The organism is Streptomyces sp. NPDC087422 (genome assembly GCF_044744145.1).
Taxonomy (GTDB): Bacteria; Actinomycetota; Actinomycetes; order Streptomycetales; family Streptomycetaceae; genus Actinacidiphila.
In genome coordinates this window covers 1,016,777-1,028,768 of the sequence record NZ_JBIUXT010000001.1, presented here as the reverse complement: position 1 = coordinate 1,028,768, position 11,992 = coordinate 1,016,777, and the positions used below count along the sequence as shown (strand labels likewise).

At 71.8% G+C, this 11,992-nt stretch carries 8 protein-coding genes; 5 read left to right on the top strand and 3 right to left on the bottom strand.

Features of this window, described 5'->3' with window-relative positions; translation table 11 throughout:
- Positions 1–148 precede the first annotated feature (148 nt).
- The 3 genes from ACIO6U_RS04830 to pepN form a co-directional block, all read right to left on the bottom strand.
- Complete coding sequence (locus ACIO6U_RS04830; RefSeq protein WP_401715533.1) at positions 149–3,493, bottom strand: S8 family serine peptidase; 3,345 nt, start codon at positions 3,491–3,493, stop codon at positions 149–151.
- Between the two features lie 202 nt (positions 3,494–3,695).
- The gene (locus tag ACIO6U_RS04825; RefSeq protein WP_401715531.1) at positions 3,696–4,856 is read right to left on the bottom strand and encodes a hypothetical protein; all 1,161 of its coding nucleotides are present in this window, start codon (positions 4,854–4,856) and stop codon (positions 3,696–3,698) included.
- A gap of 1,025 nt (positions 4,857–5,881) precedes the next feature.
- On the bottom strand, positions 5,882–8,470 hold the full coding sequence (pepN, locus tag ACIO6U_RS04820; RefSeq protein ID WP_401715529.1) for an aminopeptidase N: 2,589 nt from the start codon (positions 8,468–8,470) through the stop codon (positions 5,882–5,884).
- Positions 8,471–8,705: 235 nt separating this feature from the next.
- Between pepN and ACIO6U_RS04815 the strand changes: the two genes are divergently transcribed.
- The 5 genes from ACIO6U_RS04815 to ACIO6U_RS04795 all read left to right on the top strand — a co-directional run bounded on the left by ACIO6U_RS04815 (position 8,706) and on the right by ACIO6U_RS04795 (position 11,990).
- Positions 8,706–9,371 (top strand): DsbA family protein, encoded by a 666-nt coding sequence (locus tag ACIO6U_RS04815; RefSeq protein ID WP_391047630.1) that lies wholly within the window; start codon positions 8,706–8,708, stop codon positions 9,369–9,371.
- Positions 9,372–9,408: 37 nt separating this feature from the next.
- Positions 9,409–9,798 (top strand): VOC family protein, encoded by a 390-nt coding sequence (locus ACIO6U_RS04810; RefSeq protein WP_355349503.1) that lies wholly within the window; start codon positions 9,409–9,411, stop codon positions 9,796–9,798.
- Positions 9,799–10,041: 243 nt separating this feature from the next.
- Positions 10,042–10,626 (top strand): biotin transporter BioY, encoded by a 585-nt coding sequence (locus ACIO6U_RS04805; protein WP_355349506.1) that lies wholly within the window; start codon positions 10,042–10,044, stop codon positions 10,624–10,626.
- Between the two features lie 42 nt (positions 10,627–10,668).
- The gene (locus ACIO6U_RS04800; RefSeq protein WP_391047626.1) at positions 10,669–11,157 is read left to right on the top strand and encodes a ribose-5-phosphate isomerase; all 489 of its coding nucleotides are present in this window, start codon (positions 10,669–10,671) and stop codon (positions 11,155–11,157) included.
- A gap of 8 nt (positions 11,158–11,165) precedes the next feature.
- A complete protein-coding gene (locus ACIO6U_RS04795) occupies positions 11,166–11,990 on the top strand; it encodes an Fpg/Nei family DNA glycosylase (RefSeq protein WP_401715526.1) in 825 nt (274 codons plus the stop codon).
- The last annotated feature ends 2 nt before the right edge of the window (positions 11,991–11,992 follow it).

Below are 11,992 nucleotides of genomic sequence, written 5' to 3'. Positions count from 1 at the left end.
GCCCCCCGCCCCGCCCCCCCTGTTGTGTGTGTGTTTGTGGGTTGGGGCCGGCGGGGGCGGGGCGCCCGAAGCACCCCGCCCGCAAGGGTTCCGTGCGGGGGGGGGGGGGGGGCCCCCCCCCCCCCCCACCCCCCGAAGGACAACTCCGTTACGGCGTCGTCTTCGTGATGATCACGCTGCCCTTGCCCGCGACCGAGCCGCGCGCGTTGAGCAGTTGCACCTCACCGAAGAACTTGCGTCCCTCGGGCGCCGCGGCCGAGGCCAGGAGCGAGGCCGAGACCTTGGCGGAAGCGCCGTGCGGCAGGTTGACCGTGGTGGTGTCGTCCACCGTGACCGTACCGAGGGCGTCGGAGAAGTAGACGTCCTCGTAGTCGTAGGTGGTCGTCCCCGCCGGTACGGCGTAGGCGTCCACCTCGAAGGTGTACGTGCCCGCGGGCGGGTTGGCCAGGCTGACCCGCTCGTCGGAGCCGCCGCTGGCGGACTGCGCGACGAGCACCCCGTCCCGGTAGACGTACAGGTCGAGGTCGGCGGCCGTGTCGGACGTCCCGCCGATCGACACGTCGAGCCGGGAGGCGCCGGGGCCGAGCGTCAAGGTGGTGGTCTGCGTGTCACCGTCGGCGATCGTCGGCTTGGCGGTGAACGCCGAGCCGAGCGGGCCGCCCTTGAGCTTGCCCTGGATCGGGGCGAAGCCGTTGGTGACCGTCCAGTCGACCGGGGTCGGCGTGCCGACCTTGGCCTCGGGAACCGTCTTGACCGCCGGGTCGAAGGCCACGCCGAGCAGCGTCACCGACAGGTTGTACGGGTTGTCGAGCTGCGGCGAGGTGCGGCGCGCCTCGACCGCGATCTCCCACACGCCCGGCATCGGGTTGGCGTAGGAGCGCACGTCCGGGCGGCACTTGTTGTTGGGGTTGTCGTAGTTCGGGTAGCAGTCGATGGTCTGGGTCGAGTCCAGCGGCACACCGTACGGGTGCATCGTCAGGAACCGGGTCTGGCTGCCGGTCTTGAGCCCGTCCATGGCGACCTCCAGCGAGGTCGCGCCCGCCGGGACCTTCACGAAGTACGACCTCGTGGTGTCGCGCTCGATGCTGCCGGAGCGGGTCAGCGTGTACGACGGGCCCGCGACCGGGGTGGAGACGAGCACCGCGGCCGACATCTGCGAGTCGATGCCGCGGGTCAGCGGGTCGTCGATGTTCAGCAACGCGCTGTGCGCGCCCACCGACTTCGGCTTCGCGGTGACCTTCACGGTGACCGGCTTGTTCAGCGGCAGCAGCACCAGCGGGCTGGCCACCTTGAACGTGCCGTCGTTGTGCGCCCAGGTGAGCGTGTGCAGTTGGGCGTAGACCGGACCGCTGGTACGGGTCACGGTGACGTCGTACGTCCGCGACTGCCCGGCCTGGAGGCCGCCTTCACGGTCGTACACGCCGGTGCCGAAGCCCGGGGTGACGAGGTAGTCCTTCAGCACCGTGTTGACCGGCGCCTTGACCGTGTACGTGTTGGTCTTGCCGCCCTGCTTGAGCAGGTTCCAGGCCGGGCCGACGGCGATGAGACCGGCGCCCTGGTCGATGGTCTGCGTGCCGGGGATCGACTTGGCGGTGCTGGTCAGCGCGGTACGGAGCTGCGCGGGGCTGACCGTCAGGTGCTTGGCCTTGGCCGCGGACAGCAGCAGCGCGGAGGCTCCGGCGGCCTGCGGGGACGCCATCGAGGTGCCCTGGAGCATCGCGTAGCCGGGCGGCAGGGTGTAGCCCGCCTCCTTCACCGGCCCGCCCGGCTCCCAGGTCGGGATGGTGTTGATGGACGCGCCGGGCGCGGTGATGACCGGGGCGAGGCCGCCGTCCTCACGCGGGCCGCGCGAGGAGAAGGGCATCATCGAGTACGGAACGGTCATCTGCGAGCCGTAGTTGGCCGCCCAGGTCTCCTTGGAGATGGACGCGCCGACGCTGAGCACGTGGTCCGCGAGGCCGGGGTCGCCGATGGTGTTGACGCCGGGGCCGTCGTTGCCCGCGGAGATCACGAGCTGTATGCCGTAGGTGTCGATCAGCTCCTTGTAGAGCTGGTCGCGGGCGCTGGCACCGTCGTTGAGGGCGCCGAGACCGCCGATGGACATGTTGACCACGTCCACGTGCCGGTTGACGACCAGGTCGATCATGCCCTCGGTGAGCGCGATGCTGGTGCAGCCGCCGCTCCAGGTGCAGGCGCGCGAGGAGACGATCTTCGCGCCGGGCGCCGCGCCGTTCATCTTGCCGCCGAACAGGCTGTTGGCGGAGGTGATGCCCGCCACGTGCGTGCCGTGCTCGGACTCCACGAGGCCGAAGTTCACGAAGTCCGCGGTCTTGCCGACCCAGGTCCCGCCGTAGGGGTCCATGGGCACGTTCTTGCGGATCTCGACGGTGAACGGGATCGACTCGGAGATCGGCGTCGCCGGGTTGTCGGTGCCGAAGTGGCCGATCTGGAAACCGTCCTTGTACGGCTTCATCGCGGTGTCGTCCGTGAAGTCGCCGTTGTCGTTCAGGTCCACGCGGACCGTACCGGCGGCCGGGTCGTACAGCACGCCCCACTTGTCGGTGGTGTCGCCGTCGCGGTTCAGGTCGCCGTTCATGTCGCCGCCGATGGTGGCGGATTCGGCGAACGTGCTGAAGTAGTAGTTCCCCGCGGGCGCCTTCCAGGTGCGTCCCGAGGAGGTGAAGGCCGGGCCGGAGACCGCGGTCACCATCGGGCGCCAGGTGGCGTCGCCGTCGAGGATCGGGTCGGTCGCGGTGATCCAGTCGACGATCTTGCGCTCACCGGTGGTGGTCTTCTGGAGCGCCGGGTGGCCGATGTCCACACCCGAGTCCAGGATGCCGATGGTCACGCCGCGGCCGTCGTACTTCGGGTTGTCCTTGACGAAGTCGACCGCGCCGGTCTCGAACGCCGGCTGGTACGGGTTCTTGGCCGGGGTGTCCTTGCCGGGACCGGGGTACGTCGTGGCCGACGCCTTCCCGTTCTTGGCCGCCGCCGCGGTGGTGTCCGCCGCCGGGGTCGGGTCGTCGAGCTTGATCTCCTGCTTGAGGTCGATCGCGATGACCGAGGACAGCTTCTGCGCCGCCGCGATGGCCTGGTCCGCCTTGCCGGTCGGCACGGTGGCCCGCACATAGCCGATCTTGTCGTACCGCAGACCCACGCTGGCGCCCTGCGCGTCCAGCTTGTCGGCGACCTGGCCGGTGCTGCCGGGCTTGGTGGCGACCATGAAGGTGACGTTCTTGTCGCCGTCCGCCTTGGCCTTGGCCAGCAGCGAGGCGTCCGCGGACCCGAGTTTGTCCGCGGCTCCGCCCTTGTCGGCGGCGCCCTTGTCCGGCGAGCCGGGGCCGGGCGCGGGGGTGGAGGAGGGCGACGAGGGCGAGGCGGGCGCGTCCGCGATCGCGAGCGCGGGGCCGGCGGCCGACAGCGCGGCAACCAGACCCGCGGCCAGCGCGATACGGGCCGCGCGTCTCTTGCCGGGAATGTGAGCGAGTGGCATGGGCATCCCTGTTCGGACCGAGGTGGTCTGTTCGGAAAACGGAGCCGGTCGATCGCTCACATTGCTGGAATTGACTCCCCTTTGGGGAGTGTTGACCGTCCAATGGTCTGGGCATGACGTGTTTCCGCCAACCGCCATCAGGACGAATACGGTACGGGTCGGGGTAAATCGCCGGGACCCCGCTTCCTCGTGTGACGGGTGGTCACCTCGGGGTGACCACCACATACGCGGCGGGTGTCCGGTCGGCGGACGCCATCAGCGCGGTCCTGACGATCGCCGCCTGCTGCTCGGCGGAGTCCCTCAGTTTGGCCGGAGTGAGGTGGATGACGGTGATGCCCAGCGCCTCCAGCCGCTCCCGCTCACGGGCGTAGCGCGACCACACGGCGTCGTCCTCGGCGTTCTCGAAACCGTGCTCGAAGGCCCGGTCGAAGAGCTGGTCGAAGGCGCCGCCGGGACCGTACGTGCCACCCGGTCCGTACGCGTCGCCGTCCCCGTACGCGTCCGTCGCGTATACGTCGTCGTGGCCGTCCCCGCCCGCCGCCGGGCCCGGCCGTACGGTGCGCGCGTCGATCTCCACCGCCACCGCGTGCTCCGGCCAGTACGCGTCGACCCCGCCCAGCGGCGGGCCGCCCGGCAGCCGCAGGTCGACGTTCCACACCGGGTCGGGCAGCGCGTGGCGGCGCACCATCGCGATCAGCCGGTCCTCGGCGACCGACCGGCCCTCGGCGAGCAGCGCGTCCAGCGCCGCCGCCACCTGCGGCCGGTCCAGCAGCCGCGCGTGCTCCAGCTCCTCCAGTACGGCGCCCGCGTCGCAGTGCCCGCCGCGCACCGCCTCGGTCAGCAGCCGCCGCACCGTCTCGGCGTCGTCCAGCTCCGCGACGGCGTCGGCCAGGGCGCGCGGCACCGGCGCGCAGGGCAGTCCGGCGACCTCCTGCGGGCGGGGCAGCGCGTTGGTCCTGCGGATCGCCACGTCGCCCGCGTCGCGCAGCCTGCGCTGCCGCGGCACCAGGACGTCGATCCGGGGCAGCCCCGGCAGCGGCGGCACCGAAGAGAAGCGGTGCAGGGCGAGGGCGGCCAGCCCGGTCACCATCGCCTCCCGGCCGCCGCCGAGCGGGCCGTGCGCTCCCGGATCGCGGCCCGCGTACAGCAGCGCCGCCTCCAGGCGCTCCGCGCTGTTCGGGGGCCCGGAGTGCAGCAGGTACACCTGCGGCAGCACCTGCTGCCACGGCCCTCCCGGGCGGCACCGCTCCGCGATCACGCCCGGCGTCACGCCGCGCTCCCTGAGCTGACGGACCGTCAAGACGCTGTGGGCGGTGCGGAGGTGGTCGGCGGTGCGGTGTGTGTGAGGGTTCTCGATGCTCATGCCGTGGTCGTTCCCGCCGCCGGCCCCGTCACTAACCGCTGTTACACGCCCGTCGACAAACCCGGACAAGCCTGGGCTAAAGTCCACGTGTTCGGATGCCGAGCTTACCTTTTCACCTATTCGGGTGACCCCCTCCGGGGGCCTGCTCTTTGCCCGCCCGCCCACCCGTGCGGGTGTTTTGTCGTCTGCGGGTGCCGCTTGTGCCTGGTCGGTGCCGGGCCGGGGCACCTCCTCGAAATCCGTATCACCTGGCCTTCGCGAATCCGGCACCCGGCCGTCAACGTATTTCTGCGGGGGCACCCCGCCCCGTCCCCTCCTCGCTCGTCGGCGTCCGCCTGCCGGTGGGGGTTGCCGGGAGGGGGTGGGTGGGCTGAGGTGCGGGGAAAGCCGACGGTCCGCTGTGGGGGCGGCGAGGGGGTGGGTGGGCTCCATTACGTCGGCGTCCGCCCGTGCGCTGTGGCTGGGGGAGGTGTCCCTCCGCTGTGGGCATCGGCGGAGACCGCCTGTCTGCGACAGCCCTCCGCCTGCGGACCGTCCGAGGGTGCCCACCCATCCAGCCCCTTGGGTGGAGGACGTCCGGGGAACCCCCACGGTCTTCGACACCCGCCCACCTGCGGAGCGTGAGAGGGTGCCCCCAGCCCCTTGGGCGGAGGGCGCTCGGGGCACCCTCACGATCTTGGACACCCATCCCGGCCATCCACGGACCGTCGGACGCCGACGTACCCGAACCCACCCACCCCCCTCCGCAACCCCCACCGGCAGGCGGACGCCGACGTACCCGTACCCACCCACCCCCCTCCCGGCCACCCCCACCGGACCGTCGGACGCCGACGTACCCGGAGGGGACGGGCCGGGGTGCCCCCGCAGAAATGCGGTGACAAGAAGGGCACTGGATACGCGGGGCCAGGTAGCCGCATTTCGAGGAGGTGCCCCGGACCGGCACCGACCCAGGCACAAGCGGCACCCGCAGACGAAAAAGCACCCGCACGGGTGGGCGGGGCGGGCAAAGACACCCCCCGGTCAGCTCACCGCAGGGACTGGGCGCGGAGCGCCCGCGCGAGGTCGTCGCGCGACTCAACGACCAAGCGCCGCAAGGCGGGCGCCGCGTCGGCGCGGGAGGAGAGCCACGCGTCGGCCGCAGCCAGCGCCTCAGGACCCTGGTGGTGCGGGAACAGACCCCGCACCACCGCCATGCCGATCTCAATCGACCGCTCGCCCCACACGCGTTCGATCGAGGCGAAGTACGGCTCGACGTACGGCGCCGTCAACCCCCGCTGCCCAGGCTGCGCGAAGCCCGCGATGGTGGCCTCGACCAAGGCGTTGGAGAGCCGGTCGGAGTCCACGACATCGGCCCAGGCCGCCGCCTTGACCTGCGCGGAGGGCCGCGCGGCCAGGCAGCGCACCTCGTGCCGGTGACCGGAGGCGGTGTCGTCGCGGGAGCGCTCGGCCGCGACCGCCGCCGCGTCCGCGTCGCCCTCGGCGGTGAGGGTCTCGAGGAAGGTCCAGCGCAGTTCCTGGTCGACGTCGAGCCCGTCGATCTTCGCCGAGCCGTCCAACAGCCCGCGCAGCAACTGGAGATCGGCCGCCGACGAGGCCACGGAGGAGAAGAACCGCGCCCACGCCAACTGGTGGCCGCTGCCCGGCTCCGCCTGCCGCAGCTCCCGCAGCGCGCCCTCGGCGAGCGACCTGGCGGCCTCCTCGCGGTGGTCGGGCGCCACGTAGTGCGACAGCGCGGAGCGCGCCTGCTGGTGCAGCGACTGGAGCACCCCGATGTCGCTCTCGGAGCCCGCGAAGAGCAGCACGAGACCGAGGTAGTCACGGGCGGGCATCAGCCCGTCACGGGTCAGATTCCACACCGCCGACCACGCCAGCGCTCGCGCCAACGGATCGGTGAGGTCGCCGAGATGGGCGCGGAGCGTGTCCAGTGACACCTCGTCGAAGCGGATCTTGCAGTACGTCAGGTCGTCGTCGTTGACCAGCACCAGCTCGGGCCGGTCCTGGCCGGTCAGGCCGTCCACCACGGTCACCGGGCCCGACACGTCGGTCTCGACCCGCGCGTACCGTTCGAGCGCGCCGCCCGGCACCCGCCGGTACAGGCCCACCGCGACGCGGTGCGGGCGCAGTTCGGGGTGCGACTCGGCGGCGGTCTGGAGCACCGACAGCTCGGTGATCTTCCCGTCCGCGCCGTAGACCACCTGCGGGGTCAGGGAGTTGACGCCCGCCGTCTCCAGCCACGCCCGCGACCACTGCGCCATGTCGCGGCCCGAGGTCTCGGCCAGCACCGCCAGCAGGTCGGCGAGCGTGGTGTTGCCGTACGCGTGCCGCTTGAAGTACCGGCGCGCCGCCTCCAGGAAGGCGTCCCGGCCCACGTACGCCACGAGTTGCTTGAGCACCGAGGCGCCCTTGGAGTACGTGATGCCGTCGAAGTTCAGCTTCGCGTCCTGGAGGTCGCGGATGTCGGCGACCACCGGGTGCGTGGAGGGGAGTTGGTCGGCGCGGTACGCCCACGCCTTGCGCCGGTTGGCGAAGGTGATCCACCCGGCGTCGTACTGCGTGGCCTCCACCATCGCGAAGGCGCCCATGAAGTCCGCGAAGGACTCCTTCAGCCACAGGTCGTCCCACCAGCGCATGGTGACCAGGTCGCCGAACCACATGTGCGCCATCTCGTGCAGGATGACGTTGGCCCGGCCCTCGTACGACGCGCGGGTGACCTTGCCGCGGAAGACGAACTCCTCCCGGAAGGTGACACATCCGGGGTTCTCCATCGCGCCGATGTTGTACTCGGGCACGAACGCCTGGTCGTACTTCCCGAAGGGGTACGGGTAGTCGAAGTTGTCGTGGAAGAAGTCCAGGCCCTGCTTGGTGACCGTGAAGATCTCGTCCGCGTCGAAGTGCCGGGCCAGCGACCTGCGGCACAGCGCGCTCAACGGCACGTCGAGCACCGCCCGGTCCTCGAAGGTCCGCGAGTAGTGGTCGTGCTCCACGTGGTACGGGCCCGCGACGACCGCCGTGATGTACGTCGAGATCGGCTGCGTCGGCAGGAAGCGCGACACCGCGCCGCCGCCGTCGCCCTCGTACGGCACCGGCTCGCCGTCCCGCTCGCTGTTGCTCAGCACCGTCCAGCCCTCGGGCGCGGTCACCTGGAAGGTGAACGGCGCCTTCAGGTCGGGCTGTTCGAAGTTGGCGAAGACGCGGCGCGCGTCGGCGGGCTCGTACTGCGTGTACAGATAGACCTCGCCGTCCTCCGGGTCCTCGAAGCGGTGCAGCCCCTCGCCGGTCCTGCTGTACGCGCAACGCGCGTCGACCACGAGGGTGTTGCGCTCCGCGAGGTCGTCCAGCGCGATCCGGGTGCCGTCGAAGACGGCCGCCGGGTCCAGCTCCCGGCCGTTGAGCCGGACGGAGGTGACGGCCGGGGCGAGCAGGTCCGCGAAGGACGAGGCGCCGGGTCGCGAGCACCGGAAGTCGATCACGGTCGTCGACCGGAAGGTGCGGTCCCCGCCCGCGTCGGCCGGGTCCACCGCCGACCGTACGTCGAGGGCCACGTCGTAGCGCTCGACGGACAGGATCGAGGCCCGCTCACGGGCCTCCTCGCGGCTGAGGTTCTCGCCGGGCACGGGCGACTCCTTTGTCTGTTCTCACAGGCCCAGCGGGTCTGTGGGCTCATGGGCGGCCCCGGGGGTCTCCCGGGTGGTCACAGCGTCCCGCATCCTCCCACGGGGGGCGTACGGGGGAGGGGTACGGGGAATGCCGTCGCGTCGGTCGCGCGTTGTGCGTCACAGAGGACTCATGTCCCCGTGAGCCCACATGCCCCCCCGTGCCGCCCGGCACGATCCGTTCGAGGAGTACGCAGTGACCGCGACCGCCCCCGAGACCGACAACCGGCCAGGCAACGACAAGACCCCGGCCGACTTCTGGTTCGACCCGCTGTGCCCCTGGGCGTGGATGACCTCCCGCTGGATGCTGGAGGTCGAGAAGGTCCGCCCGGTCGAGGTGCGCTGGCACGCCATGAGCCTGGCGGTGCTCAACGAGGACAAGCTCGACACGCTGCCCGAGGAGTACGCCACCTTCCTGCGCGACGCGTGGGGCCCGATCCGGGTCGTCGTCGCCGCCCAGCAGAAGTACGGCGAGGAGTACGTGGGCCGGCTCTACACCGCCCTCGGCACCCGCTTCCACAACCAGGGCCTGCCCAAGACCCGCGAGACCGTCGTCGCCGCGCTCGAAGAGGTCGGCCTGCCCGCCGACCTCGCCGACTACGCGGACTCCGACGAGTACGACACCGAGCTGCGCGCCTCCCACAAGGAAGGCATCGACAAGGTCGGTCAGGAGGTCGGCACCCCCGTCATCGCCGTCCCCGGCGACGACGGCGAGCAGATCGCCTTCTTCGGCCCGGTCGTCACCCCCACCCCGCGCGGCGAGGAGGCCGCCAAGCTCTGGGACGGCACCTTGCTGGTCGCCTCGATCCCCGGCTTCTACGAGATCAAGCGCACCCGCACCAAGGGCCCGAGCTTCGAGTGAGCGCGGGGGACCGGGTTCGGGACGGGGTGCCGCGCCGATGGCACATCTAGGGCTGGTGGCGCTCGTCGTGCGTGACTACGACGAGGCCATCGACTTCTACACCCGCGCGCTCGGCTTCGAGCTGCGCGAGGACACGCCCCGCGCGGACGGCGGCCGGTGGGTGGTGGTCGCGCCCCGCGGCTCGTCCGAGACGGCGCTGCTGCTCGCCCGCGCGGGCAACCTCGCCCAGGCGGACCGCGTGGGCGACCAGACCGGCGGCCGGGTCGGCCTCTTCCTCACCACCGACGACTTCGACGGCGACTACAAACGGATGGTCGCCGCCGGGGTCGTCTTCGAGGAGGAGCCGCGCTACGAGCCGTACGGCGCGGTCGTGGTCTTCCAGGACCTCTACGGCAACCGGTGGGATCTGATCGAACCCCACAAGTGACGTTGACCGGCACGGCAGTCGGGGCGGGCCCGCGAGGTCCCGCCCCGACGCATGTCACGGACGTGAGATGCCTCACGCGACCTGCCGAAACTCCCCGACTCCCCAGACCGCGCCGATAACTTGACGGTGCACGGAAGTCTCCAACCGGTCGCTCGCGGCTTTGTTCCCTTCTCACGATGATCACGCTCGGCCGCTGCGTTAGCGTCACGGTGTCCCCGACCGTCCTCACCCCGCGGAGTACCGATGACCACCGCCGAATCCGTCGCCGTTTCCCGAGCCCCCGGAGCGGTCCTGGCCGACCTGCTGCCCGCCTCGCGCGTCCGCGACACCGCCCTGGTCGTCGGCGGCGCCGTGCTCACGGGCCTGGCCGCGCAGCTCTCGGTCCCGGTGCACGGCTCGCCCGTCCCGGTCACCGGCCAGACCTTCGCCGCGCTGCTGGTCGGCACCGCCCTCGGCGCCCGCCGCGGCTTCGCCGCCCTCGCCCTGTACGCCGCCGCCGGTGTCGCCGGGCTCCCCTGGTTCTCCGAGGGCGCCTCCGGCTGGTCCATGCCCAGCTTCGGCTACATCCTCGGCATGCTCCTGGCCTCCGGCGTGGTCGGCGCCCTCGCCCGCCGCGGCGGCGACCGCACCGTCGCGCGCACCGCGGGCGTCATGGTCCTCGGCTCCGCCGTGATCTACGCGATCGGCGTCCCCTACCTCGCCTGGTCCGCCCATCTGTCCGCGTCCCAGGCCGTCTCCCTCGGCCTGACCCCGTATCTCCTGGGCGACGCGCTCAAGGCCGTCCTGGCGATGGGCCTGCTCCCCGCGGCCTGGCGGCTCACCCGGTAGGGCACCCCCGCTCCGGCCCGCCGGACATGCAAAACTCATCGCATGCGCGTTTACCTCGGGTCCGATCATGCCGGTTTTGAACTCAAGAACCACCTCGTGGAGTGGCTGACCCTCCACGGCCACGAGCCCGTGGACTGCGGGCCGCACATCTACGACGCGGTGGACGACTACCCGCCGTTCTGCCTGCGGGCGGCCGAGGGCGCGGCGGGGGAGCCGGGCAGCCTCGGCATCGTGATCGGCGGGTCGGGCAACGGCGAGCAGATCGCCGCGAACAAGGTCAAGGGCGTCCGCGCGGCGCTGGCGTGGAGCGAGCAGACCGCGTCGCTGGCGCGGGAGCACAACGACGCGAACGTGCTGAGCATCGGCGGCCGGATGCACACCGAGGCGGAGGCCACGAAATTCGTGGAGATCTTCCTCACCACCCCGTACTCGCACGAGGAGCGCCACCAGCGCCGTATCGACATGCTGAGCGCGTACGAGGCGACCGGCGAGCTGCCGCCGGTCCCGGACCACCACCCCCGCCAGGGCTGACGCGGGCGATGCCGGAAGGCCACACGATCCACCGCCTGGCCGCCGACCACCGCGAGCGGTTCGGCGGCGGGGCGGTCCGGGCGAGCAGCCCGCAGGGCAAGTTCTCCGACAGCGCCGCGCTCGTCGACCGGCAGGTGCTGGAGAGCGCCGAGGCCCACGGCAAGCACCTGTTCCTGGGCTTCGGCGCGACCGGCTGGGTGCACATCCACCTCGGCCTGATCGGCAAGGTCACCTTCGGCGACGGCAAGGCGCCGCCGCCGACCGACACCGTACGGCTGCGGCTGGCGAACCGCGCGCACTGGGCGGATCTGCGCGGCCCGGCCGCCTGCGAGCTGATCACCGAGCCGGAGAAGCGGGCGATACACGACCGCCTCGGCCCCGACCCGCTGCGGCCGGGCGACGACCCCGAGCGGGTGTGGCAGCGGCTGTCCCGCTCCCGGATCAGCGTCGCCGCGCTGCTGATGGACCAGAAGGTCATCGCGGGCGTCGGCAACGTCTACCGCGCCGAAGTGCTCTTCCGGCACGGCGTCGACCCGTTCCTGCCGGGGCGTGAACTGCCGCGTCAGCGGTGGGACGCGATGTGGTCCGATCTGGTGACGCTGATGCGCGGGGGCGTACGGACCAACCGGATCGACACCGTGCGCCCCGAGCACACCCCCGAGGCGATGGGCCGCCCGCCGCGCCAGGACGACCACGGCGGCGAGGTGTACGTCTACCGGCGCACCGGACAGCCCTGCCTGGTGTGCGGCACCGGGATCAGCACCCGGCCGCTCGCGGCCCGCAATCTCTTCTGGTGCCCGGTCTGCCAGCCCGGGCATCCTCCGGTGAGCTGACC

Bases quoted from the DNA above. Each gene is read 5' to 3' on its own strand.
- ACIO6U_RS04830 (WP_401715533.1), bottom strand. From the start codon at position 3,493: ATGCCACTCGCTCACATTCCCGGCAAGAGACGCGCGGCCCGTATCGCG.
- ACIO6U_RS04810 (WP_355349503.1), top strand. From the start codon at position 9,409: ATGGCACATCTAGGGCTGGTGGCGCTCGTCGTGCGTGACTACGACGAG.
- ACIO6U_RS04825 (WP_401715531.1), bottom strand. From the start codon at position 4,856: ATGAGCATCGAGAACCCTCACACACACCGCACCGCCGACCACCTCCGC.
- ACIO6U_RS04795 (WP_401715526.1), top strand. From the start codon at position 11,166: ATGCCGGAAGGCCACACGATCCACCGCCTGGCCGCCGACCACCGCGAG.
- ACIO6U_RS04805 (WP_355349506.1), top strand. From the start codon at position 10,042: ATGACCACCGCCGAATCCGTCGCCGTTTCCCGAGCCCCCGGAGCGGTC.
- ACIO6U_RS04800 (WP_391047626.1), top strand. From the start codon at position 10,669: ATGCGCGTTTACCTCGGGTCCGATCATGCCGGTTTTGAACTCAAGAAC.